Annotated in this window: 28 protein-coding genes and 1 pseudogene; 20 read left to right on the forward strand and 9 right to left on the reverse strand. The window is 55.5% G+C overall.

The genetic code is table 11. The features are described from left to right. Window positions 1–17: 17 nt before the first annotated feature. The 4 genes from tcyJ to DD597_RS15530 form a co-directional block, all read right to left on the reverse strand. Entirely contained in the window at window positions 18–818 is an 801-nt protein-coding gene (gene tcyJ, locus DD597_RS15515; RefSeq protein WP_003859627.1) for a cystine ABC transporter substrate-binding protein, read from the reverse strand. Window positions 819–904: 86 nt separating this feature from the next. After that, window positions 905–1,456 (reverse strand): flagella biosynthesis regulatory protein FliZ, encoded by a 552-nt coding sequence (fliZ, locus tag DD597_RS15520; RefSeq protein ID WP_015570235.1) that lies wholly within the window; start codon window positions 1,454–1,456, stop codon window positions 905–907. A gap of 54 nt (window positions 1,457–1,510) precedes the next feature. After that, window positions 1,511–2,230 carry an RNA polymerase sigma factor FliA gene (locus tag DD597_RS15525; RefSeq protein ID WP_003859623.1) on the reverse strand — a complete coding sequence of 240 codons (720 nt, stop codon included), beginning with the start codon at window positions 2,228–2,230 and terminating at the stop codon, window positions 1,511–1,513. 163 nt (window positions 2,231–2,393) lie between these two features. Continuing rightward, window positions 2,394–3,602, reverse strand: coding sequence for a FliC/FljB family flagellin (locus DD597_RS15530; RefSeq protein WP_003859621.1), 1,209 nt, complete (start codon window positions 3,600–3,602; stop codon window positions 2,394–2,396). A gap of 268 nt (window positions 3,603–3,870) precedes the next feature. Here DD597_RS15530 and fliD point away from each other — a divergent pair, with 268 nt between their 5' ends. The 4 genes from fliD to amyA all read left to right on the forward strand — a co-directional run bounded on the left by fliD (window position 3,871) and on the right by amyA (window position 7,681). Then, a complete protein-coding gene (gene fliD / locus DD597_RS15535) occupies window positions 3,871–5,283 on the forward strand; it encodes a flagellar filament capping protein FliD (protein WP_003859617.1) in 1,413 nt (470 codons plus the stop codon). A 30-nt stretch (window positions 5,284–5,313) separates the two neighbouring features. Next, window positions 5,314–5,724, forward strand: a complete 411-nt coding sequence (fliS, locus tag DD597_RS15540) for a flagellar export chaperone FliS (protein WP_003859616.1) — start codon at window positions 5,314–5,316, stop codon at window positions 5,722–5,724. Next, window positions 5,724–6,095 carry a flagella biosynthesis regulatory protein FliT gene (gene fliT / locus DD597_RS15545; protein WP_003859615.1) on the forward strand — a complete coding sequence of 124 codons (372 nt, stop codon included), beginning with the start codon at window positions 5,724–5,726 and terminating at the stop codon, window positions 6,093–6,095. The genes fliS and fliT overlap by 1 nt, the downstream gene beginning before the upstream one ends. 98 nt (window positions 6,096–6,193) lie before the next feature. After that, entirely contained in the window at window positions 6,194–7,681 is a 1,488-nt protein-coding gene (gene amyA, locus DD597_RS15550) for an alpha-amylase (RefSeq protein ID WP_045329940.1), read from the forward strand. 445 nt (window positions 7,682–8,126) lie between these two features. On the opposite strand, the gene yedD is transcribed toward amyA, so the two are convergent. Both yedD and fliE read right to left on the reverse strand, forming a co-directional pair. Further along, a complete protein-coding gene (gene yedD, locus DD597_RS15555) occupies window positions 8,127–8,540 on the reverse strand; it encodes a lipoprotein YedD (RefSeq protein ID WP_003859613.1) in 414 nt (137 codons plus the stop codon). Between the two features lie 75 nt (window positions 8,541–8,615). Beyond that, window positions 8,616–8,930, reverse strand: a complete 315-nt coding sequence (gene fliE / locus DD597_RS15560; RefSeq protein WP_003859612.1) for a flagellar hook-basal body complex protein FliE — start codon at window positions 8,928–8,930, stop codon at window positions 8,616–8,618. Between the two features lie 228 nt (window positions 8,931–9,158). Between fliE and fliF the strand changes: the two genes are divergently transcribed. From fliF to rcsA, 14 genes and pseudogenes are all read left to right on the forward strand, one after another. Beyond that, on the forward strand, window positions 9,159–10,841 hold the full coding sequence (gene fliF, locus DD597_RS15565; RefSeq protein ID WP_045617692.1) for a flagellar basal-body MS-ring/collar protein FliF: 1,683 nt from the start codon (window positions 9,159–9,161) through the stop codon (window positions 10,839–10,841). After that, window positions 10,834–11,832, forward strand: a complete 999-nt coding sequence (gene fliG, locus DD597_RS15570; protein ID WP_003859608.1) for a flagellar motor switch protein FliG — start codon at window positions 10,834–10,836, stop codon at window positions 11,830–11,832. The genes fliF and fliG overlap by 8 nt, the downstream gene beginning before the upstream one ends. Then, window positions 11,825–12,532, forward strand: a complete 708-nt coding sequence (fliH, locus tag DD597_RS15575; protein ID WP_045346618.1) for a flagellar assembly protein FliH — start codon at window positions 11,825–11,827, stop codon at window positions 12,530–12,532. The genes fliG and fliH overlap by 8 nt, the downstream gene beginning before the upstream one ends. After that, window positions 12,532–13,902 (forward strand): flagellar protein export ATPase FliI, encoded by a 1,371-nt coding sequence (fliI, locus tag DD597_RS15580; RefSeq protein ID WP_045330340.1) that lies wholly within the window; start codon window positions 12,532–12,534, stop codon window positions 13,900–13,902. Before fliH ends, fliI begins: the two co-directional genes overlap by 1 nt. A gap of 21 nt (window positions 13,903–13,923) precedes the next feature. Next, a complete protein-coding gene (gene fliJ, locus DD597_RS15585) occupies window positions 13,924–14,367 on the forward strand; it encodes a flagellar export protein FliJ (protein ID WP_006811155.1) in 444 nt (147 codons plus the stop codon). Further along, window positions 14,364–15,578 carry a flagellar hook length control protein FliK gene (gene fliK / locus DD597_RS15590; protein WP_129256378.1) on the forward strand — a complete coding sequence of 405 codons (1,215 nt, stop codon included), beginning with the start codon at window positions 14,364–14,366 and terminating at the stop codon, window positions 15,576–15,578. The genes fliJ and fliK overlap by 4 nt, the downstream gene beginning before the upstream one ends. Before the next feature lie 106 nt (window positions 15,579–15,684). Next, a complete protein-coding gene (gene fliL, locus DD597_RS15595; RefSeq protein WP_003859598.1) occupies window positions 15,685–16,155 on the forward strand; it encodes a flagellar basal body-associated protein FliL in 471 nt (156 codons plus the stop codon). 4 nt (window positions 16,156–16,159) lie between these two features. Beyond that, the gene (gene fliM / locus DD597_RS15600; protein ID WP_003859594.1) at window positions 16,160–17,164 is read left to right on the forward strand and encodes a flagellar motor switch protein FliM; all 1,005 of its coding nucleotides are present in this window, start codon (window positions 16,160–16,162) and stop codon (window positions 17,162–17,164) included. Continuing rightward, entirely contained in the window at window positions 17,161–17,574 is a 414-nt protein-coding gene (gene fliN / locus DD597_RS15605) for a flagellar motor switch protein FliN (RefSeq protein WP_003859592.1), read from the forward strand. Before fliM ends, fliN begins: the two co-directional genes overlap by 4 nt. Window positions 17,575–17,576: 2 nt before the next feature. Next, on the forward strand, window positions 17,577–17,951 hold the full coding sequence (gene fliO / locus DD597_RS15610; protein WP_003859591.1) for a flagellar biosynthetic protein FliO: 375 nt from the start codon (window positions 17,577–17,579) through the stop codon (window positions 17,949–17,951). Beyond that, a complete protein-coding gene (gene fliP, locus DD597_RS15615; protein WP_003859589.1) occupies window positions 17,951–18,688 on the forward strand; it encodes a flagellar type III secretion system pore protein FliP in 738 nt (245 codons plus the stop codon). Before fliO ends, fliP begins: the two co-directional genes overlap by 1 nt. Before the next feature lie 10 nt (window positions 18,689–18,698). Then, a complete protein-coding gene (gene fliQ / locus DD597_RS15620; protein ID WP_003859587.1) occupies window positions 18,699–18,968 on the forward strand; it encodes a flagellar biosynthesis protein FliQ in 270 nt (89 codons plus the stop codon). Window positions 18,969–18,974: 6 nt separating this feature from the next. After that, window positions 18,975–19,767 (forward strand): annotated as a pseudogene (gene fliR / locus DD597_RS15625) (flagellar biosynthetic protein FliR); the annotation flags it as partial. Between the two features lie 290 nt (window positions 19,768–20,057). Beyond that, window positions 20,058–20,681 (forward strand): transcriptional regulator RcsA, encoded by a 624-nt coding sequence (gene rcsA / locus DD597_RS15630; protein ID WP_017383340.1) that lies wholly within the window; start codon window positions 20,058–20,060, stop codon window positions 20,679–20,681. 99 nt (window positions 20,682–20,780) lie between these two features. On the opposite strand, the gene dsrB is transcribed toward rcsA, so the two are convergent. Further along, entirely contained in the window at window positions 20,781–20,969 is a 189-nt protein-coding gene (gene dsrB, locus DD597_RS15635) for a protein DsrB (protein ID WP_003859583.1), read from the reverse strand. Window positions 20,970–21,097: 128 nt separating this feature from the next. Between dsrB and yodD the strand changes: the two genes are divergently transcribed. Beyond that, window positions 21,098–21,325: a YodD family peroxide/acid resistance protein gene (gene yodD / locus DD597_RS15640; protein WP_017383339.1), complete on the forward strand. Its 228-nt coding sequence runs from the start codon at window positions 21,098–21,100 to the stop codon at window positions 21,323–21,325. Between the two features lie 295 nt (window positions 21,326–21,620). Further along, window positions 21,621–22,421 carry a mannosyl-3-phosphoglycerate phosphatase-related protein gene (locus tag DD597_RS15645; RefSeq protein WP_129256379.1) on the forward strand — a complete coding sequence of 267 codons (801 nt, stop codon included), beginning with the start codon at window positions 21,621–21,623 and terminating at the stop codon, window positions 22,419–22,421. On the opposite strand, the gene dgcQ is transcribed toward DD597_RS15645, so the two are convergent. Further along, on the reverse strand, window positions 22,406–24,106 hold the full coding sequence (gene dgcQ / locus DD597_RS15650) for a cellulose biosynthesis regulator diguanylate cyclase DgcQ (RefSeq protein ID WP_063158941.1): 1,701 nt from the start codon (window positions 24,104–24,106) through the stop codon (window positions 22,406–22,408). The two genes, DD597_RS15645 and dgcQ, sit on opposite strands and share 16 nt — an antisense overlap. An 84-nt stretch (window positions 24,107–24,190) precedes the next feature. Beyond that, window positions 24,191–24,373, reverse strand: a complete 183-nt coding sequence (locus tag DD597_RS15655; protein ID WP_003859574.1) for a YodC family protein — start codon at window positions 24,371–24,373, stop codon at window positions 24,191–24,193. Between the last annotated feature and the right edge of the window lie 3 nt (window positions 24,374–24,376).

The raw sequence follows: 24,376 nt of genomic DNA on the forward strand, positions 1-24,376 counted from the left end.
TTTTGTCAGTCAGAGACTTATTTCGTCACGTCTGCGCCGAACCACTTCTCAGAAAGCGCCTTCAGGCTACCGTCTTTCTGCATCTCAGCAATGGCGCCATCGATGGCTTTCAGCAGATCCTCGTTACCCTTACGCACCGCCACGCCGGACTCCTGACGGGAGAACGCATCACCCGCGACAGCCAGGGTATTGTTGGTTTTCTTCACCAGATCCAGCGCTGCCAGGCGGTCAACCAGAATGGCGTCGATACGGCCTACGCGCAGATCCTGGTATTTCGTCGGGTCATCATCGTAGGTACGGATGTCCACGCCCTGCACGTTCTGGCGCAGCCACTCTTCGTAGTTGGTGCCCAGACCGACGCCGACTTTCTTACCTTTCAGATCCGCTGCGGACTTGATGCTGCCTTCGTTACCTTTCTTCACCAGCGCCTGAATACCGGACACGGTGTACGGCGTGGAGAAGTCATACTTCTTCTTACGTTCGTCAGAAATGGTTACCTGGTTAATCACCACGTCAATACGTTTGGAATCCAGTGACGCCAGCATCCCATCCCATTTGGTGGGTTTCAGGGAGGCTTTAACGCCGAGGTGTTTTGCCAGCTCCTGCGCAAACTCCACTTCAAAACCGGTCAGTTTACCGTCGTCGCCCTGGAAGCTGAACGGAGGATAGGTTCCTTCCAGCCCAACCAGCAGCGTGCCGCGCTCTTTAACTTTGTTGAGCAGATTCTCTGCCGCGAACGTTTTCACGCTCATCCCCGCGACCAGCGCAACGGCCATCATCCCCATCAGCGCCTGACGACCCAGAAGTGCTAATTTCATAAGTACTCCGATACAGTGGAATTTTTGAGTAGTGTAGAGAAATCGCCTGCAACGTCAAAGGCGGCTGCGCTACATCTTATTCTTTTTTAATATATATCAGAAGTTGTTCCGGCGCGGACTTTCTGCTTTATGACGCCCGGCATCTGGACTTTATATTGTGCATACTTTCGCAGCGCGATGCGGTAATTGTTGGTACTGGTGGCGGGCAGCCAGGGCTCCAGATTTTCATCCAGGTATCCGGTCGTCAGCAGATCGCGGGAGATATTTTGCATGGTCAAATGCTGACCCAGGCGGCGCAGGCGAACCACGTATTCACGCACGGTGCCGTGACTCATCTCGGTTTGTTCAAACAGGAACTGCTTGAAGCCGATAATATCGAAGAAGTCGCTTTGCTCTTTGCAATGGAGATCGCCACAGAAACGGCAAAGCGCTACCCACTCTTTTTGCTCTTCAAGCCAGGCGGCTTCATCCATCAGCGTATCGAGGCGGGAAATCGCAATCTTATTCACGATTTCACCGCGACGAACCAGCGTGATGCGGTCGAGTAATTTTTTACAGTGGGCGCAATGCGTCTGGCTGTGTTTAAAGTCTTTCAGGTAGCGGCTTAAAGGCCGTCTTTTAGATTGCTGCACCGTCATGATAACTCCTGGTTGTCAATACGTTGTGCGGCATTTCCAAGGCGAATGACTCACCTATAACTTACCCAGTTTTGTGCGCAGGCGTTTAATGGCCTGACTGTGCAGCTGGCTCACCCGTGACTCGCCCACCTCCAGCACGGCGCCAATCTCTTTGAGATTGAGCTCTTCCTGGTAATAGAGGGTTAACACCAGTTGCTCACGTTCCGGTAAAGCTTCAATCGCTTCCATCACGCGCTGGCGTAAATTCCCTTCCAGTAAATGGTGTAACGGGTTTTCTTGCTGATGTTCATCCGTCACCAGCTCGATGCTATCGCCATGCTCTTCGCGCCACTCATCATAAGAGAAGAGTTGGCTGTTATTGGTATCGAGCAACATCTGGCGATACTCTTCAACAGGAATGCCCAGACGCTCCGCTACTTCGGTTTCCGTCGCGTTGCGCCCCAGCTCCTGTTCCAGCTGCCCCATCGCGTGCGCCACTTCGCGCGCGTTGCGGCGAACGCTGCGCGGCACCCAGTCGCGGCTGCGCAGCTCGTCCAGCATCGCACCACGAATACGCTGCACTGCGTAAGTCGTAAATGCCGTTCCTTGCAGAGCGTCGTACCGGTCAACTGCATTCAATAACCCGATACCGCCCGCCTGTAGCAGATCGTCCAGTTCCACGCTCGCCGGCAAACGCACCTGGAGGCGCAATGCTTCGTGACGCACCAGCGGAACATAACGCTGCCACAGCGAGTGTTTATCCATTACACCTTCAGCGGTATAGAGTGAATTCACGATAAACAGCCCTGCGTTAGTTGAGTTATCGGCATGATTATCCGATTCTGGAGGGGTTTTAATCGGGTGAATAGTGGGTGAAATGAGGGGTTATTTGGGGGGTTACGCGTAAATACGGACAGAAAAAACCCCGCCGAAGCGGGGTTTGAGCTTAATCAGGCGATTAGCCTTGCAGCAGAGACAGAACCTGCTGAGGAACCTGGTTAGCTTTGGACAGCACGGAGTTACCGGCCTGCTGAACGATCTGCGCTTTAGACATGTTGGACACTTCGGTCGCATAGTCGGCGTCCTGAATACGGGACTGCGCTTCAGACAGGTTGGTGGTGGTGTTGTTCAGGTTGGTTACGGCAGAGCTCAGACGGTTCTGAACCGCACCCAGTGAAGAACGGAACTGGTCAACAGACGCGATAGCTTCGTCCAATTTAGCCAGTGGGTTAGAAGAAGAACCAGTAGTCAGATTTTTCAGGCTCAGGCTAGAAGTATCGATAGTGAACGCTGCTGTGTCAGCGGCAGTCTTAGTATCTGCTGACTGTGGATCCAGAGCGATGAAATACTCTTTAGGCTTTCCTGATTCGCTTTCAAAACCGTTTGCTTTCAGGTTGTTAACTTCCGCAGCATTTGCAGGAGTAATCGTTACTTTTGCAAACAGATTACCATTGTCATCTTTGTAAACTTCGTCAGCTGTTAACGCAACGCTGCCATTACCTACACCAAGACGGGTCGCTAAGTCGTTTGCGCTTTTTTCTTCTACAGTCGCTTTAGTGACGCTAGTGGTAGAACCGTAATAAGAGGTAAAGTCTGCGTTAGCGACTGTACCCAAGGTTCCTTTTGCATCTTTAGGACCATTTACGTTGAAGCTATCCAGGCCAAGAGTTTTTGAATCAATTTTCTTCAGATCGATGGTGATGGTTTCGCCATCATTCGCCCCGACCTGGATATTCATTTTGCCGTCTTTAGCCAGTACGTTCACGCCGTTGAACTGAGTCTGACCGGATACGCGGTCGATTTCAGACAGACGGGATTTGATTTCGTCCTGGATTGAAGACAGGTCAGAATCAGAGTTGGTACCAGTCTGAGACTGAACGGTCAGTTCACGGATACGCTGCAAGTTGTTGTTGATTTCAGACAGCGCGCCTTCAGTGGTCTGAGCAACAGAGATACCGTCGTTAGCGTTACGTGCAGCCTGAGTCAGGCCTTTGATGTTAGAGGTGAAGCGGTTAGCAATCGCCTGGCCCGCAGCGTCATCTTTCGCGCTGTTGATACGCAGACCAGAAGACAGACGCTCGATAGAAGAAGACAGAGCGGACTGGTTCTTGTTGATGTTATTCTGAGTGATCAGCGAGAGGCTGTTGGTATTAATGTACTGTGCCATGATTTCGATTCCTGTTGTTCATCAAATCTGTTTGGTTAGATTTGGGTTTCCACCCTTCGGCTTCATCGCCGTCAAAGGTGTTATCGTCTGGTCCAAAACAACCTTTAAATTTTTTTCAGGATCGCGTTAATTTTTTTAGCCACGGAAAAGCTCTTCTCTATTAGCGTTATTCCCGCCATTAAAAAAAAGAAATTAACCGTAAACTTTCCCCCATAAAGGCCGATAACCCCACTATTCGTTCTACGTGTCGATAGATTAAGGAATAAATATGGCAAGTATTTCATCATTGGGGATTGGTTCGGGTCTTAAGTTAGCAGACATTCTGGATAGTCTGACCACGGCCGAAAAAGCGCAGCTGACGCCGATTTCCAAACAACAGTCATCTTATACCGCCAAGCTGAGCGCTTACGGCACGTTGAAGAGTTCACTGGAAGCCTTTCAGACTGCCAACACCGCGCTGAATAAAGCCGATCTGTTTACGGCGACCAGCACGTCGAGCAGCACCACGGCATTCAGCGCCACCACCACCGGCAGCGCGATTGCCGGTAAATACACCATCAGCGTGTCGCAGCTGGCGCAGGCGCAAACCCTGACGACCAAAAATGCGCAGCCGGACAGCAAAACGGCCATTGCCACGGCTGACAGCAAGATCACCTTTACCGCCGGTAACGGTAAAGATCCGGTGACCGTCGATATCAGCGCGGCAAACTCCTCGCTGACCGGCATTCGCGATGCGATTAACAAAGCTGACGCCGGCGTGACCGCCAGTATTATTAACGTCGGTAATGGTCAGTATCGTCTGTCCATCACCTCCACCGAAACCGGGGCGGACAACGCGGTCAGCATCAGCGTGAGCGGCGACAGCGCCCTGCAATCCTTTATGGGTTACAACGGCACCAGCACCGACGCCAGCAACGGCATGACGGAAAGCGTCACCGCGCAGAACGCGAAGCTGAAGGTGAATAACGTCGATATCGAAAACAGCAGCAACACCATCAGCGATGCGCTGGAAGATATCACTCTGAACCTGAACGACGTCACCACCGGTAACCAGACGCTGACGATAACTAAAGATACGTCGAAAGCGGAAACGGCGATGAAAGCCTGGGTGGATGCCTACAACACCCTGCAAGATAGCTTCGCCTCACTGACAAAATACACGGCGGTAGATCCGGGTAAGGATGAACAAGATACCAGCAACGGTGCCCTGCTCGGAGACACTACGCTGCGTACTATCCAGACGCAGCTGAAAACCATGCTGAGCAACACCGTCGGCGGAACCGCCTATAAAACGCTGTCTCAGGTCGGCATTACTTCAGATCCAAGCACGGGCAAGCTGGAACTGGACAGCGACAAGCTAAAAAAAGCGCTGACGGAGAACCCGGCAGCCGTGAAAGATTTGGTTGTGGGTGACGGTAAAACCACCGGGATCACCACCACCATGGCCACCCATCTGACTGACTGGCTTTCCAGCAAAGGTATTATCCAGGCGGCCAAAGATGGCGTCAGCAAAACGCTGAACAAGTTAACGGATCAATATAACGCCGTGAGCGAACGTATTGACGCGAGAGTGGCGCAGTACAAAGCCCAGTTTACCCAGCTGGACGTACTGATGACCTCGCTGAACAACACCAGCAGCTACCTGACGCAGCAGTTCGAAAATACGTCCAGCAACAAGTAGTAAACGCTAATCAGACCCGAGGGGGATAACATGTACGGCGCAAAAGGCACGCAAGCCTACGCAAAGATAGAAGTTGAAAGCGCGGTGATGAGCGCCAGCCAGCAGCAGCTGGTTATCATGCTATTTGATGGAGCCCTCAGCGCGCTGGTACGCGCGCGTCTGTTCCTGGCAGACGGTAATATCCCGGCAAAAGGGCTGGCGCTTTCAAAAGCCATCAACATTATCGAAAACGGGCTGAAGGTTGGCCTGGTGGAAAATAACGGGGATGAGCTTACGCAAAACCTGATTGCCCTTTATGCCTATATGGTACGTCGCCTCCTGCACGCCAACGTGAATAACGACGCCAGCGCCATCGAAGAGGTGGAAAACCTGCTGCGCAATATCGCTGACGGGTGGAAGGAGGTTGCCGGTACGCCACAACTGATGCAGGACGCCGTCTAATGAGTAACGCACCGCAACTTTATGCCCTTTATCAGCAACTCCTTGAGCAGAGCCAGTTGATGTTGCGACTGGCCCGGCAGGGACTATGGGATGATCTGATCATCTGTGAAACCGACTATGTTAATGCGGTGCACTCACTGGCTCGTCTCACTCAGGAAAGTGAACCTTCGACGCAGATTCAGGAGCAGCTTCGCCCGACGCTGCGGGTGATCCTGGACAACGAAGGCCAGGTAAAAACGTTGCTGCAAGCCAGAATGGATGAGCTGGCGAAGCTGGTTGGTCAATCCTCCATCCAGAAAACCGTTCTCTCCACCTACGGTAACCAGGGCGGTCATGTCCTGGTTCCGCAAAGTAATAGCGATATCAATTAGCCATTTAACTGGCGGGCAAACGTTAACCGTTTCGTTCGCCAGGCATTTCTGCCAAACCTGCTCCATACTTGAGTTTCGCGACCTCATGGAGATGGTGCATGCGCAACCCAACACTTTTACAATGTTTTCACTGGTACTACCCCACCGGCGGTGAACTGTGGCGAGAAGTCACGGCATTAGCCCCCAACCTGAACGAAATCGGCATCAATATGGTCTGGTTACCGCCGGCCTACAAAGGGGCATCCGGCGGCTATTCCGTCGGGTATGACTCTTATGACCTTTTCGACCTCGGTGAGTTTGACCAGAAAGGCAGCGTCGCCACCAAATACGGCGATAAAGCCCAGTTGCTGGAGGCCATCAACGCCTTAAAAAGTAACCAGATTGCGGTGCTTCTGGACGTGGTGGTCAACCACAAAATGGGGGCCGATGAGAAGGAACCCGTCCGCGTGCAGCGCGTGGATGCGCAGGATCGCACCCAAATCAGCGATGAGATCATCGAATGCGAAGCCTGGACGCGCTACACCTTCCCCGCTCGGGCCGGCCAGTATTCGCAGTTCATTTGGGATTACAAATGCTTTAGCGGTATCGACCACATTGAAAACCCCAATGAGGACGGTATCTTCAAAATCGTCAACGACTACACCGGCGAAGGCTGGAACGATCAGGTCGACGATGAGATGGGCAATTTCGATTACCTGATGGGTGAAAATATTGATTTTCGCAACCATGCGGTAACGGAGGAGATCAAATACTGGGCGCGCTGGGTGATGGAGCAAACTCACTGCGACGGCTTCCGCCTTGACGCGGTAAAACACATCCCGGCCTGGTTCTATAAAGAGTGGATTGAGCACGTCCAGGAGGTGGCCCCGCAGCCGCTGTTTATCGTGGCGGAATACTGGTCACACGAAGTGGATAAATTGCAGCACTACATCAATCAGGTGGACGGCAAAACCATGCTGTTTGATGCGCCACTGCAAATGAAATTTCACGAAGCCTCACGCCAGGGACGCGACTACGATATGAGCCAGATTTTCACCGGTACGCTGGTGGAAGCCGATCCGTTCCATGCCGTGACGCTGGTTGCCAACCACGACACCCAACCCTTGCAGGCGCTGGAAGCCCCGGTTGAAGCCTGGTTCAAACCGCTGGCCTACGCGCTCATCCTGCTGCGTGAAAACGGCGTGCCGAGCGTGTTCTACCCGGATCTTTTTGGCGCCAGCTATGACGACACCGGCGGGGATGGCGAGACGTATCACATCGATATGCCGGTGATTGAACAGCTCCACGAGCTTATCCTCGCCCGGCAGCGTTTTGCCCACGGCGTGCAGACGTTGTTTTTCGATCATCCAAACTGTATTGCGTTCAGCCGCAGCGGGACTGAGGAACACCCGGGCTGTGTTGTGGTGCTGTCGAATGGCGATGACGGCGAGAAGACGATCTGCCTCGGGGAGAATTACGGCAACAAGACCTGGCGTGATTTTTTAGGCAACCGCGAGGAAACCGTGACCACGGCGGCGGATGGCGAAGGGACGTTCTTCTGTAACGGGGGAAGCGTCAGCGTCTGGGTGATTGAGGACGCGCTGTAGTGCTGGAACAGTGCGGTCTGCGGACCCGCTCCCGAAGCGTACGCCATCCTCACAAAATAATGTCTGCACAGACGGCCCCCTCTCCCTTGAGGGAGAGGGCTGGGGTGAGGGGGAACATACGGCTCTGGTGGTCATTCCGTTCACGTTATGTTCCTTGCTACTCTGTCACGACATGGCCGGTGAACGTGCCAGGGTGGCTCAGTCGCCACCACCCTGGCGACCCGGGCTTCCGGCGGAAAATCGCCGCTTCGCGGTGCCTTCGGCTTATTCCTTCCGGCTTATCGGGGACGGGCGGAGGTAACATCCCTGTAAAGCCCGCCCTCTCGGCGCATCCCTGCGCCTCGCCCCGGCCTACAGGAAACGCCTCAGCGATTTACAGCCGGACCAGAGCATCGCTGAAAGCCTTCAGTCGTTCTCAAACAAGTTTTTTGCTTCGGGTTAAAAGTTACGGAAGCTTACTCTCCAGCGGATTCTTACTCAGGTAATCTGCGCATTCCACCGTTGGACGGTCAACCTTGTACAGTTCCATACCGTCATACTCCAGCGCCGCCCCATCACGCTCCAGCGGATAGACATCCAGCTTACGCGTCACGTTATAATAATCATCTGAACGCAGCATGATCTTACCCGGCACCGCGATAACGCGCTGCCACTGACGGCAATCCAGCGTATCCCCTTCTGGCGTCACCACCAGCGTGGCGATCGCTTCCGGGCTCACCATCGCGCTCTGCGGACCTTTCGACTGCCAGTAACCTGCCAGTTGCGAAGGTACCGGGTGCTTAATCACTTCCTGATAGTTATCAACCTGAACACATCCCGCTAACGTCAGCATCGCAGCCACAATTGCTACTTTTTTCATCATCTTTCCTGCATGCGAAGAAAAAAATATTGTGGCATTAAAGCCATCAGGCTGCCAGCGTAAGATAGGTATTGATTAAACCTGCATCCCCATCACTTCCTGGTATGCCGACACCAGCTTGTTACGCACCTGCAACCCCATCTGCAATGACACCGACGCTTTTTGCAGATCGGCCATCACATCGTTGAGCGCCACGCCGGGTTCGCCAAGGGTAAATCTCTCAGCCTGGGTACGGGCCGCGTTTTGCTTGTCGCTGATCCGGTCCAGCGCCGCATGCAGTTGACCGGCGAAACTGACGCCCGGCGGCTGGTCAGCCACGCTCTGATTACGGGCGGTCATCGCCGTTGCCTGTAACTGACTGAGTACCCCTTCAATGCCCTGTATAGCCATGACTCTCCCCTGGATGGTTTTTTACGAGGTCAAGACTAACAGCTTGTCAATAAGATAATGGCGGTAAATAGCGTTAAAAAACCAGGTTATTTGACGCATAGAAAATCCCGAATCATCAAATAATGGCAGGGCCATCAGTATGGAACTTTTGTCGTGTTTGCCGACCCGGGAGTCAGTTTTGTTTCTCTACACGAATAACGTAAACCACCAGGATTTAAGAGGTGCGCAATGAGTGCGACAGCAGCATCGACAGCGCCACAGAATAAATCACTCGAGTGGATGAACCGCCTTCGCGCCAACCCTAAGATCCCGTTGATTGTGGCAGGCGCTGCCGCCATTGCGATCGTTGTCGCGATGGTCTTATGGGCAAAAAGCCCCGATTACCGCACGCTCTACAGCAACCTTTCCGACCAGGATGGCGGTGCCATCGTCACCCAGTTGACCCAGATGAACATCCCGTATCGCTTTGCCGATAACGGCGGTGCACTTGAAGTACCGGCAGATAAAGTGCACGAGCTTCGCCTGCGTCTCGCCCAGCAGGGGCTGCCGAAAGGCGGCGCGGTTGGGTTTGAGCTGCTGGATCAGGAAAAATTCGGCATCAGTCAGTTCAGCGAGCAGGTTAACTACCAACGCGCGCTGGAAGGTGAGCTGGCCCGTACGATTGAAACCTTAGGCCCGGTGAAAAGTGCCCGTGTGCACCTGGCGATGCCTAAGCCGTCCCTGTTTGTCCGCGAACAAAAGTCCCCTTCTGCCTCTGTGACCGTTAACCTCGAACCTGGCCGTGCGCTGGATGAAGGGCAGATCAGCGCCGTTACGCACCTGGTTTCCAGCGCGGTGGCCGGTCTGCCGCCAGGTAACGTCACGCTGGTGGATCAGAGTGGTCATCTGCTGACGCAGTCCAACACCGCCGGGCGCGATCTCAATGACGCTCAGCTGAAATACGCCGCGGATGTGGAAGGCCGTCTCCAGCGTCGCATCGAAGCGATTCTGGGCCCGGTGGTCGGCAGCAGCAACGTACACGCGCAAGTCACCGCGCAGATTGATTTCTCGAATAAAGAACAAACCGAAGAGCAGTACGCTCCGAACGGGGATGCCTCCCGCGCCGTGTTACGCTCGCGTCAGATCAATGAGTCGGAACAGGTCGGCGGCCAGTATCCTGGCGGTGTGCCGGGCGCGCTCTCTAACCAGCCTGCACCTGCCAACGCCGCGCCAATCTCCACCCCGCCGGCAAACCCGCAGAACGGTCAGCAAACGAATCAGCAGACGACCTCGACCGCGAACAGTACCGGCCCGCGTAACAGCAGCCGTAACGAAACGACCAACTACGAAGTCGACCGGACCATCCGCCATACCAAACTGAACACGGGCGATATTCAGCGTCTCTCTGTTGCCGTGGTGGTGAACTACAAAACGCTGCCGGACGGTAAACCGCTGCCGCTCACGGCGGAGCAGATGAAGCAGATCGAAGATTTGACCCGCGAAGCGATGGGCTTCTCTGAAAAACGTGGCGATACCCTCAACGTTGTGAACTCACCGTTCAACCCGGTGGATGAGACCGGTGGCGAACTGCCGTTCTGGCAACAGCAGGCGTTCTTCGATCAGCTGATGTCCGCAGGCCGCTGGCTGCTGGTGCTGATTGTCGCGTGGCTGCTGTGGCGTAAGGGCGTTCGTCCTCAGCTACAGCGTCGTGCTGAAGCCGAGAAAGCCGCGCTGGAACAGAAGAACGCGCGTCCGGACGAGGAAGAAGCGGTTGAAGTTCGTCTCAGCAAAGATGAACAGATGCAGCAGCGTCGTGCTAACCAGCGCATGGGCGCAGAGGTGATGAGCCAGCGCATTCGCGAAATGTCAGATAACGATCCGCGCGTCGTCGCGCTGGTCATCCGCGGTTGGATGGGTAACGAACATGAGTAATACGCTTACAGGCACCGATAAGAGCGTCATCCTGCTGATGACCATTGGGGAAGATCGCGCGGCGGAGGTGTTTAAACACCTCTCCCAGCGAGAAGTGCAGATCCTCAGCGCGGCGATGGCCAACGTGCGCCAGATCTCTAACAAGCAGCTGACCGAGGTGCTGGCGGAGTTTGAGCAGGAAGCCGAGCAGTTTGCCGCCCTCAACGTCAACGCCAACGAATACCTGCGCTCCGTGCTGGTTAAGGCGCTGGGCGAAGAGCGCGCCGCCAGCCTGCTGGAAGATATTCTCGAAACGCGCGACACCGCCAGTGGGATCGAAACGCTCAACTTTATGGAGCCGCAAAGCGCCGCCGATCTTATTCGCGACGAGCACCCGCAGATTATCGCCACCATTCTGGTCCACCTCAAACGGGGCCAGGCGGCCGATATTCTTGCGCTGTTCGACGAGCGCCTGCGCCACGACGTGATGCTGCGTATCGCCACCTTCGGCGGCGTCCAGCCAGCCGCGCTGGCGGAGCTGACCGAAGTGCTGAACAACCTGCTCGACGGCCAGAACCTCAAGCGCAGCAAAATGGGCGGCGTGAGAACGGCAGCGGAAATCATCAACCTGATGAAAACGCAGCAGGAAGAGGCGGTTATTACGGCAGTACGCGAGTTCGACGGCGAGCTGGCGCAGAAAATTATCGACGAGATGTTCCTGTTCGAAAACCTGGTCGAAGTGGACGACCGCAGCATCCAGCGCCTGCTCCAGGAGGTGGACTCCGAATCGCTGCTTATCGCCCTCAAAGGCGCCGAGCAGCCGCTGCGCGAGAAGTTCCTGCGCAACATGTCCCAGCGTGCGGCCGATATCCTGCGCGACGACCTGGCCAACCGTGGCCCGGTACGTCTGTCTCAGGTGGAAAACGAACAGAAAGCGATCCTGCTTATTGTTCGTCGACTGGCCGAAACCGGCGAGATGGTGATTGGCAGCGGAGACGACACCTATGTCTGATGAACTGTCGTGGAAGCGCTGGACGCCTGACGACCTCTCCCCTCCCAGCGCAGAGTTCACCCCTGCCGTTGTGTCGTCCGACGAGGGCGACGCCGGGGCGGGCGAACCCGAGCTGAGTGAAGAGGAACAGCGCGCCCAGTTGCTGGCCCAGATGCAAATGCAGGCGCACGAACAGGGCTTCAATGCAGGGATGAACGAAGGTCGTCAGACCGGGCACGCACAGGGTTATCAGGAAGGGCTGGCGAAAGGTTTAGAGCAGGGCATCGAGCAGGCGCGCCAGCAGCAGGCGCCGCTACATGCCCGCATGCAGCAGCTGGTGAGCGAGTTTCAGCATACGCTGGATGCGCTCGACAGCGTGATTGCTTCGCGCCTGATGCAGATGGCGCTGGAGGCGGCCCGTCAGGTGATCGGCCAGACGCCGATAGTGGATAACGCCGCGCTGATTAAGCAGATCCAGGGGCTACTCCAGCAGGAGCCGCTGTTCAGCGGCAAACCGCAGCTGCGCGTTCATCCTGATGATTTGCAGCGCGTGGAAGAGAGCCTCGGCGCGACGCTGAGCCTGCACGGCTGGCGGCTGCGCGGCGATCCGTCACTTCATCACGGAGGCTGTAAGGTCTCTGCGGATGAGGGCGATCTGGATGCCAGCGTCGCGACCCGCTGGCAGGAACTGTGCCGCCTGGCGGCACCGGGAGTCGTCTGATGACCGCTCGCCTTACGCGCTGGCTTAACACGCTTGATAATTTTGAAACGAAGATGGCGCAGCTGCCATCCGTTCGTCGTTATGGACGCCTGACGCGCGCCACCGGTCTGGTTCTGGAAGCCACGGGGCTGCAACTTCCGCTCGGCGCCACCTGCGTGATTGAGCGGCAGGACGGGGGGGAGACGCGTGAAGTGGAAAGCGAAGTGGTCGGGTTCAACGGTCAGCGCCTGTTTCTGATGCCCCTTGAAGAAGTGGAAGGGATTTTGCCCGGCGCCCGCGTCTACGCGAAAAACATTAGCGGTGACGGCCTGCAAAGCGGCAAACAGCTCCCGCTCGGTCCGGCGCTGCTGGGCCGCGTCCTGGACGGAAGCGGCAAACCGCTCGATGGCCTGCCCTCCCCTGATACCACCGAAACCGGCGCGCTGATCACCCAACCCTTCAACCCGCTGCAACGCACGCCAATCGAGCACGTACTGGATACCGGCGTGCGGCCGATTAACGCCCTGCTCACCGTGGGACGCGGCCAGCGTATGGGGCTGTTTGCCGGTTCCGGCGTGGGTAAATCGGTCCTGCTCGGCATGATGGCGCGTTATACCCAGGCTGACGTGATCGTCGTTGGCCTGATTGGTGAGCGTGGTCGCGAAGTCAAAGATTTCATCGAAAACATTCTGGGTACGGAGGGCCGCGCCCGCTCGGTGGTGATCGCCGCGCCTGCGGACGTGTCGCCGCTGCTGCGTATGCAGGGTGCCGCCTACGCCACGCGTATTGCGGAAGATTTCCGCGACCGGGGCCAGCACGTGCTGCTGATTATGGACTCCCTGACCCGCTACGCGATGGCGCAGCGTGAGATTGCGCTGGCCATCGGCGAGCCGCCCGCGACCAAAGGCTACCCGCCGTCGGTCTTCGCCAAGCTCCCGGCGTTGGTTGAGCGCGCGGGGAACGGCATCAGCGGCGGCGGCTCCATCACCGCGTTCTATACGGTACTGACCGAAGGTGATGACCAGCAGGACCCGATTGCCGACTCCGCGCGCGCGATCCTCGACGGCCATATCGTGCTGTCGCGCCGTCTGGCCGAAGCCGGGCACTACCCGGCGATTGATATTGAAGCGTCGATCAGCCGTGCGATGACGGCCTTGATCACCGAGCAACACTACGCCCGCGTGCGTAACTTCAAACAACTGCTCTCCAGCTTCCAGCGCAACCGCGATCTGGTAAGCGTCGGGGCGTACGCCAAAGGCAGCGACCCGATGCTCGATAAAGCGATTGCCCTCTGGCCGCAGCTGGAGGCATTTCTGCAACAGGGTATTTTTGAACGCGCCGACTGGGAAGATTCCCTCCAGGCACTGGAGCTGATTTTCCCGCAGGTGTAACACAGGTGGAGGGCGAAGGTCATGGCGCAGAACAGCGCGTTATCAACGCTGAAAGATCTGGCTGAAAAAGAAGTTGATGATGCCGCATTGCAGCTTGGCGCAATGCGACGCGGGTGCCAGCAGGCTGAAGAACAGTTGAAGATGTTAATCGACTATCAGCATGAATATCGCACCAACCTTAACACCGACATGACGCAGGGCATTGGTAGCCAGCGCTGGATTAACTATCAGCAGTTTATCCAGACGCTGGAAAAGGCGATTGAGCAGCATCGCCAGCAGCTTAACCAGTGGACGCAAAAAGTCGATACCGCGCTGAATTTCTGGCGCGAGAAAAAACAGCGGTTGCAGGCCTGGCAAACCCTACAGGACCGGCAGATTGCAGCCTCGACCTTGGCGGAAAACCGTCTGGATCAGAAAAAAATGGATGAGTTTGCCCAGCGCGCATCAATGAGGAAACCTGAATGATCACACTGCAACAACTGCTGATGACCGACAGCGACCCGTCCGGCAGCACGCTTGCCGGGAAAGGCGCTGAGGGCGCGCAAGATTTTCTCTCTCTGCTGGCGGGCGCGCTGACCGAGACCACTGGCAAAGGCAAAGATGCTCCGCTGACGCTGGCCGATCTAAAAGCGGCGGGAAGCAAGCTGTCGACAGCGGCACAGGAAAAAAACGGTGATACCACGCTCCAGGCCAAAATCGCCGAGCTGCTCTCCCGCCAGGAGACGCTGACCGGTGAAGATACCGCCGTCTCCCTGCAAAGCCTCGTCTCCGGCCTGAAACCCGCCGCGAATACGGATGCGCTGAAGGCGCTAACCCAGCCGGAGGCGAAAACAAACAGCGAGACCACGACTGAAGAAGAGGAGCTGGCCGGGTTAAGCGCGCTGATGGCGATGTTACCGCACCAGCAGACCACCACCCCGGTAGCGACGCAGCCTGCGAGCACCGGGGAGATCGCCCCCCGTGCCGCCCTCCCCTCTGCGCTAGCCCAGACGGATAACGGCCAGCATCAGCCGCTTAGCCATGCGTTAACGGGTCAGGAAAAAATGCCGGTTCAGGACAGCGACACCTCGCTGCCCGCCACGGCAGCCGTTACGCCAGCCGTCGCCGCCGTCGCGGAGAAGCAGGACGTAGCGAGCGCGGCGTCGCCTGCCGCCAGCCCAACCGCGACGCTGGCCCCGATCGTCAGTCACCTGGCGCCTTCACAGCCTGCCGCTACCGTTGCGACAGCGCCGATGTTAAGCCAGCCGCTGGGCACGCACGAATGGCAGCAGAATCTGAGCCAGCACATCACCCTGTTCACCAGACAGGGACAGCAGACCGCAGAGCTGCGTCTGCACCCGGAAGATCTGGGTCAGGTGCAAATTTCGCTTAAGCTGGATGACAACCAGGCACAGTTGCAGATGGTTTCGCCCCACAGCCACGTTCGCGCGGCGCTGGAAGCGGCCCTGCCGATCCTGCGCACGCAGCTTGCGGAAAACGGCATTCAGCTTTCCCAAAGCAGCGTCAGCAGCGAGGGCTTTGCCGGGCAGCAGCAGTCCTCATCCGGGCAGCAACAGCACGCTTCGCGTTCCGGCAAGCATGGCGGGTTTAACGATGAGAGTGAAGAGTTATTGCCTGCCCCTGCCGCCCTGCAATCCGCCGCGCGCGGCAGCCGTGCCGTAGACATCTTTGCCTAAACGCCAGAGGTAACGTGATTATCCCCGTCTTTTCCACGCTTTGACCTAAGCCGGACACGGGATAATCACCGTATTAAGCTGTACCGAAACAGGAAGCTCGTATCAGATGACAGACTCCGCTATCACCAAAAAAAGCAAGCGTTCCATCTGGATCCCGCTGCTGGTGTTGATTACCCTCGCGGCCTGCGCCACCGCAGGCTACAGTTACTGGCGTATGCAGCAGGAACCCTCCAGCGCGGCCGCCAAAGCTGAAGCGCCGCCTCCACCGGCGCCGGTCTTCTACCCGCTGGATACGTTCACCGTGAACCTGGGCGATGCGGATCGCGTGCTTTACGTGGGTATTACGCTGCGTCTGAAAGATGAAGCGACCCGTGCACGTCTGAACGACTACCTGCCAGAAGTGCGTAGCCGTCTGCTGCTGCTGTTTTCTCGTCAGGATGCCTCCGCGCTCGCCACCGATGTGGGCAAGCAAAAGCTGGTCGATGCCATCAAACAGACGCTGGCGACCCCGCTGGTAAACGGCCAACCTAAGCAGGAAGTCACTGACGTTCTGTATACAGCCTTCATTCTGCGGTAACGACATGGGCGACAGTATTCTTTCTCAGGCAGAAATCGATGCGCTGCTCAACGGCGACAGCGATAAGAGTGACGAACCGAAACCGGGTCTGACCGGCGACGATAATATTCGTCCCTACGATCCCAATACCCAGCGTCGCGTGGTGCGCGAGCGTTTACAGGCGCTGGAGATCATCAACGAACGTTTCGCACGTCAGTTCCGTATGGGGCTGTTTAACCTGCTGCGTCGTAGCCCGGATATCACCGTCGGTGCCATCCGCATTCAGCCGTATCATGAGTTTGCCCGCAACCTGCCGGTGCCAACCAACCTTAACCTGATCCATCTGAAACCGCTGCGCGGTACCGGCCTGGTGGTGTTCTCGCCAAGCCTGGTGTTCATCGCAGTGGACAACCTGTTCGGTGGCGATGGCCGTTTCCCGACCAAAGTGGAAGGCCGGGAGTTTACCCATACCGAACAGCGCGTGATTAACCGCATGCTGAAGCTGGCGCTGGAATCCTACAGCGACGCGTGGAAAGCGATTAACCCGCTGGAAGTGGAGTACGTGCGTTCCGAGATGCAGGTGAAATTTACCAACATCACCACCTCCCCGAATGACATCGTCGTGAATACCCCGTTCCACGTCGAGATCGGCAACCTGACGGGTGAGTTCAACATCTGCCTGCCGTTCAGCATGATTGAACCGCTGCGCGAACTGCTAGTGAACCCGCCGCTGGAGAACTCACGTCACGAAGATCAGAACTGGCGTGAGAACCTGGTGCGTCAGGTGCAGCACTCGCAGCTGGAGCTGGTAGCCAACTTTGCCGACATCTCCATGCGGTTATCGCAGATCCTGAAATTACAACCCGGCGACGTTTTGCCGATAGATAAACCCGACCGCATTATTGCCCATGTGGATGGCGTACCCGTGCTGACAAGCCAGTACGGCACGATTAACGGCCAGTATGCGTTACGCGTTGAGCACTTGATCAACCCGATTTTGAATTCGCTGAATGAGGAACAGCCCAAATGAGTGACATGAACAATCCGTCCGATGAAAACAGCGGAGCACTGGACGATCTGTGGGCTGACGCGTTAAACGAGCAGAAAACGACGCCGACGAAAAGCGCGGCAGACGCGGTCTTTCAGCAGTTAGGCGGCGGCGACGTCAGCGGCACGTTGCAGGACATCGACCTGATTATGGACATTCCGGTCAAGCTCACCGTTGAGCTGGGTCGCACCCGCATGACCATTAAAGAGCTGCTGCGCCTGACGCAGGGTTCCGTGGTGGCGCTTGACGGTTTAGCGGGTGAGCCGCTGGATATTCTGATCAACGGCTACCTGATTGCACAAGGCGAAGTGGTGGTGGTGGCCGATAAATACGGCGTACGTATCACCGACATCATTACCCCTTCCGAACGTATGCGTCGTCTGAGCCGTTAAGTATGAAAACCCAGGCAACACTGTCCGCGCCCTCCGCCGTACCCGGCTCACCGCTGCTCCAGGTGAGCGGCGCGCTGTTCGGTATTATTGCCTTTATCCTTATCGCCGCCTGGCTGGCAAAGCGTTTCGGTCTGGCGGGGAAAACGGCCGGTACCCGCGGGTTGAAGGTCAGCGCCAGCACCCCGCTAGGACCGCGCGAACGCGTGGTCATTGTGGAGGTGGAAGATGCGCGACTGGTGCTGGGCGTGACCGCCTCCAGCATTAACGTTCTTCACACGCTGCCCCCTGCGCCTGCCACGGTGGAGGCTAACGCCCAGGCCCCTGCGGATTTCCAGTCCGTTATGAAGAGTTTGCTCAAGCGTCCCGGGAGATCCTGATGCGCCGTTTGTTATTCCTTACGCTGGCAGGCCTGGGCCTGTTCGCGCCCTCTGTGTATGCGCAACTGCCGGGGCTGGTTTCCACGCCGCTGGCGAACGGGGGACAAAGCTGGTCCCTGTCCGTGCAGACGCTGGTGTTCATCACCTCGCTGACCTTTATCCCGGCGATCCTGCTGATGATGACCAGCTTCACCCGCATCATCATTGTGTTTGGTCTGCTGCGAAATGCGCTCGGCACACCGTCCGCACCGCCCAATCAGGTGCTGCTGGGTTTAGCCCTGTTCCTGACCTTTTTCATTATGTCGCCGGTTATCGACAAGATTTACACCGAGGCGTACCAGCCGTTCAGCGAAGATAAAATTTCCATGCAGGTTGCCCTGGAAAAGGGGGCTCAGCCATTACGTGAATTTATGCTTCGCCAGACGCGTGAAGCGGATTTGGCCCTGTTTGCCCGTCTCGCTAACACGGGCGAGTTACAGGGACCGGAAGCGGTGCCGATGCGCATCCTGCTGCCAGCGTATGTCACCAGCGAGCTGAAAACCGCGTTCCAGATTGGCTTCACCATTTTCATTCCGTTCCTGATTATCGACCTGGTGATCGCCAGCGTCCTGATGGCGCTCGGGATGATGATGGTTCCGCCCGCGACCATTGCCCTGCCCTTTAAGATCATGCTGTTCGTGCTGGTCGACGGCTGGCAGCTGCTGGTCAGCTCGCTGGCGCAGAGTTTCTACAGTTGAGGAGCGCGCAATGACGCCTGAGTCGGTCATGATGATGGGCACGGAGGCGATGAAAGTCGCGATTGCTGTCGCCGCGCCCCTGCTGCTAGTTGCGCTAGTCACCGGTCTGATTATCAGTATTCTCCAGGCCGCCACGCAGATTAACGAAATGACCCTGTCGTTCATCCCGAAGATCATTGCCGTCTTCGTGGCGATTATCGTTGCCGGGCCATGGATGCTCAATTTGCTGCTGGACTATATGCGCAATCTGTTCACCAATCTGCCTTACATCATCGGCTGACGGACGATGCTGCATTTCACCAGCGATCAGTTTGTTCAGTGGCTCGGGATCTATTTCTGGCCGATGCTGCGCATCATGGCGCTGATCTCCACCGCCCCCATACTCAGTGAAAAGTCGGTGCCTAAACGCGTCAAAATTGGGCTGGGCATGGTTATCACGATTATCGTTGCCCCTTCCCTGCCGGCGGTGGATATCCCGATCTTTTCCCCGAATGCGATCTGGATTGCCCTGCAACAGGTGATGATTGGCGTGGCGGTGGGGTTCACGATGCAGCTCGCCTTCGCCGCGGTTCGAACGGCGGGTGAACTTATCGGTTTGCAAATGGGCCTGTCTTTCGCGACGTTCGTTGACCCGGGCAGCCACCTGAATATGCCCGTGCTGGCGCGTATTATCGACCTGCTGGCGATGCTGTTGTTTCTCTCGTTCAACGGCCACCTGTGGCTCATCTCGATGCTGGTGGACACCTTCCACACGCTGCCGATTGGCGACAACCCGGTAAACAGCAACGCGTTTCTGGCGCTGGTGAGGGCTGCCGGGCTGATCTTCCTCAACGGGCTGATGCTGGCGCTGCCGATCATTACCCTGCTGCTCACCGTTAACCTCGCATTAGGTTTACTCAACCGAATGGCTCCGCAGCTGTCGGTATTCGTCATTGGCTTTCCGGTGACGTTGACGGTTGGCCTTTTATTAATGTCATTATTGATGCCACTTATCGCCCCCTTCTGCGAACATTTATTCAGTGAGATATTCAATCTGTTAGCGGATATTGTTAGCGAACTTCCACGCAAATAATAACCCGCAGTGTTTGCAATGTCTTTCTGAGGATATTCCTAAAAATAATCTCGAAAAACATCTACCAGGATATATCTGACGCGGTTTAAATGTTTCTAACCACCTCACAATACTTAATATTTACTTTACTTTAAGATGATTCCTGGCAAATTATACGTAACTTTACGGGATAGTGAGTTCGCCTGAAAGTCTTTGTCATGCTCACAGGTTTTATTAGATTTTTTCCATCCCGTATGGCTGTTTATGAGCTCTCAGGCAGGTGGTGAATTATCGTTACGCATTGAGTGAGGGTATGCCATGTCAACGATCATTATGGATTTATGCAGCTACACCCGGCTAGGGTTAACCGGGTACTTAGCAAGCAGAGGGGTTAGAAAGAGAGACATCAACGATGCACACACCGTTGAAGAACTCGCAGCCGCTTGTGACGCCCACAAGCCCGGCGTGGTGTTTATTAATGAGGACTGTTTCATTCACGACCCCGCTAACAGTCAGCACATTAAGCAGATCATTAATCAGCATCCTAAGACCCTGTTTATTGTTTTTATGGCGATCGCCAATATTCATTTCGATGAGTATTTGTTGGTGCGTAAAAACTTATTAATCAGCTCGAAATCGATTAAACCAGAGTCACTTGATGACATTCTGGGCGATTATTTGAATAAAGAAGTTAAGAATGTAGGGGCGGTTAACTTACCCACCCTATCATTAAGCAGAACTGAATCAAGTATGCTAAGAATGTGGATGGCTGGACAAGGGACAATTCAGATCTCAGACCAGATGAATATCAAGGCAAAAACAGTATCGTCACACAAAGGAAATATTAAAAGGAAAATTAAAACGCATAATAAGCAAGTGATATACCATGTAGTACGCCTGACAGATAATGTGACGAATGGGATTTTCGTTAATATGCGCTAATTTGCACGGCCATGTTGTACCCTACCTTGATCTCTGGCCTGGCCAGAGATTTTGCTTTTAAGCAGCCGGAGCCGGGGAGAAGACGCCCCCGACGCCACCCTATTCCGCCGTTTCCACAAAGATCCCATCCGGGTGCCCCAGTTCGTTGAAGAACCAGATGCCGAGCGGGTAATCTTCCAGCGACACCAGATACATTGTGCCTTCATTAAACTCTTCTATTGCCAGAACCACGCCCGGGCGGCGCGGCCCACCGTCCGTTTTGACGGTTACCCGATCGTTGACCTTCATACATTCCTCCTGTGGTTTTGAGCCAGTGTAGAACAAATTACATTGCCTGGCATCGCCGCCTGGCGCGAATGGCGTTTTTGTGTGCGGTCTATACTTAGCTGTTGAGACGGTTAAATGAGGAGCCCGCCATGAAGACTGACAAAGAGTACAGCGACACCATTAAGCGTGAGGTTGAAGTGGATGTCGATGCCCTGCTTGCCGCCATCAATGAAATTAGTGAGTCCGAAGTTCATCGCGCGGAGGATAATTCAGACCGTGTCGTGGTCAATGGTCGGGATTACCATACCTACCGTGAACTGGCTGAAGCATTCGAGCTGGATATCCATGACTTTAGCGTCTCGGAGACGAACCGCTAAGACGAAAAAAATCCCGGTCATGGGGATGACCGGGATCAAACTTGCTTATGCAAGAAGCACTTGTAAATTCGTTACACCAGGAAATCTGATGCAGGTAAGACATTATCCCCAACAGAATTGTCTTACAAGCATATATTCTCTTAGCGAATATTATATTTTATACATGTGAATTTTGGTTATGAGTATAAACCTGCGCCGCGTGTGGGTTTGTCGGGATCGTTTCCACTTAAACGGCGCTTCAATGCCTATTTTTTTTAAGATTTTTCTTAGGAAAAATCATCATCCGGGAGACATTATGCCTTCGCTTGAGGAGACTCTTCTTGTCTTTACCGACCTCGACGGCACGCTGTTGGATTTTCACACCCTTGACTGGCAGCCTGCGGCCCCGTGGCTGGAAAAATTAATGGATGAACAGATACCGGTCATTCTGTGCAGCAGCAAAACCGCGTCCGAGATGGATGACATCCAGCAGGAACTGGGGCTTGGCGGGCTGCCCTACATTGCGGAAAACGGCGCGGTGATCCAGCCTGACGTACGGTGGGAAAACGCCGCACGGTTCATCTCAGAAAAGAAGCATGACGATATCCGGCAGTGTATTGCCCGGGTACGCCAGGAGATGCAACTGAAATTCACCACCTTCGATGATGTGGACGAGCACGTAGTCGCCGAATGGACCGGGCTGAGCCGTCCCCGTTCGGTGCTTGCGCGCAAGCACGAGGCTTCCGTGACGCTGATCTGGCGTGACAGTGATGAACAAATGAGATACTTTGCCGCCGAACTCGCCCGGCAGCGGCTGAAGATCGTCCAGGGTGCACGCTTCTGGCATATTCTGGACACCTGCTGCGGCAAAGACGTGGCGGTTCACTGGCTTGTGGACCAGTATCGCCTGCACGAGGGCTACGAACCGACGACGCTGGGCCTGGGCGACGGCCCCAATGATGCCCCGCTGCTGGACAGCGTAGGCTTCGCCGTGGTGGTGAAAGGCTTCAACCGGGAGGGTATCAGCCTTATAAACAACGATCCAGCCCGGGTTTATCACACTCAGCACACCGGGCCGACCGGCTGGTGCGAGGGACTTGATTACTTTTTGAGGTGATCTTGCCAGATGACCCGGTTACGCCCGCGCTGTTTCGCCTCATACAGACGCGCATCGGCGGTGGATTGCAGATTTTCGAAGTGATAATTGCCCTTCTCCTGCGCACCAGAGACGCCAAACGACGCACTCACGCGCAGGGTGGTACTTTTCTTAATCAGGATCTCTTTGCTGTCGATACGCTCGCGGATCTGCTCTGCGACTTCCGCCGCCTCTTCAAGCGTCATGCCGGGCAGCACCACACAGAACTCTTCCCCCCCGACACGTCCGGCAATATCTTTATCACGGAGGGTGCTGGCAATCAGCCCCGCGGCATGGGACAACACCTTATCACCCGCCTGATGCCCGAACCGATCATTGATACTCTTGAAGCAGTCAAGATCGATCTGAATGACCGAGAAAGGAAGCGACTGCTGTTCACACTGCTTCGCCAGTATTTTCGCCTGATCAAACAGCGATCCACGATTATTCAGCCGGGTCAGAGGGTCATGCCAGGCCTGCCATTGCAGCGAGTTCTGCATCGAATACATATTACTGACCATGCGCCGGATCACCAGCCATGAGATGAGCAGCATCGCGGTGAACAGCGCCCAAAGCAATGCCAGCACAATGCTGATGCTACCGAAATCGCCGCGCACCCCTTCATCCAGGGTGTGCACGCGCAGGATGACGCCATCAAAATGGTCAAGACGCTCCCAGCTGACAAAACGACTCCCCAGACGAATGCCGCCTTCGGAATCCGATTCTATCGCGTGCGCTAACTGGGCTAATTCGCGCGCGTCAAAATGATTAACGTCCACAGCAGGTGACTCAGATGTCGCAAGCAGGGTAAGCCGGCTGTCATACAGCTGGTATTCCCCTTCCGGGTTATCGCCCACGGCTTCCACCAGCAGGCGACGCAGGGTGGCAAAGGTGAAATCCATCGCCACCACGCCATACCAGACGTGATGGTAATAAACCGGCACGCTGGCGGTAATCAGCGGCTTTTTGCCCACAAAAGAGGAAGGCGGCGAGATAAACCAGCGCACGGCACGCGCACGGTTTTCACGCTCGGACTGTTGGGTAAACCAGGGCTGAGTGACCAGATGATAATAGCGCTGCACGATATCGCTGGAATTTCCCGGCGTATCCGTTTCCAGAAAGAATCCGGCGCGAGAGACATAAATCACGCGCTCTTCGTTGCGGGAAGGGCTGGATGCCAGACGCAGTAAATACCCCACTTCAAGCGCCGCGGACAATTCATTATCAAGGTACTCATCATCACGGTTCAGAAGAGTGGTCTTTTCAACGAAGGCATCCGAAACACCGTTGATCGGTAATGTGCGCCGTTTATCAACCGCAATTTGCCAGGTGGGAGACGTGCGCAAATGCGCAAAACGCTTTACCGCATCATGCAGCGCGCCAAACGCCAGCGGCGTTTCCAGCGCATCATGCATGCTGTGGCGAAAAAACAGCATTTTATCGACGCTGAACTGAAGCTGTCTGTCCAGCGCACTGGCAACCGTTTCCAGATGGTTACGCTGGCTGGAGATATAAGCATCTTCCAGTACCACAACTTCGCGCCAGGTCAGGAGAGTGGAAAAAATCAGGACAACGATAAAACAGAGGTTAACAATCAAACTGGGATTGCTACGCTTATGCAGCCACTGCAAAAAAGATTGTTTTACAACAAAGGTATCGTGCTGCACACACACTCCCTGATTGTCGCTCACCATCCGATATGATAAGTCTTCTGCCAGTAAAAACGCCCGGCAAGGCCGGGCGTTGTGTGATTAAGCCTTGTCGCGTTTTTGCCTTTTATTAGCAGGCTGAAGCTCGTCTTCACGAAAAGCCTCCCGCTTAATGCCGTATCCATCATGCCACCGACACTCCACCATTCCGCTGGAATACCCGGTGACGATCATGCCTGGACCACCATTTTTAGGCTTAACTTCATCACTGATCAAAAAGACCATACC

Source organism: Enterobacter cloacae complex sp. 677-3DZ2D5B, assembly GCF_004136695.1.
Lineage (GTDB): Bacteria > Pseudomonadota > Gammaproteobacteria > Enterobacterales > Enterobacteriaceae > Enterobacter > Enterobacter hormaechei_C.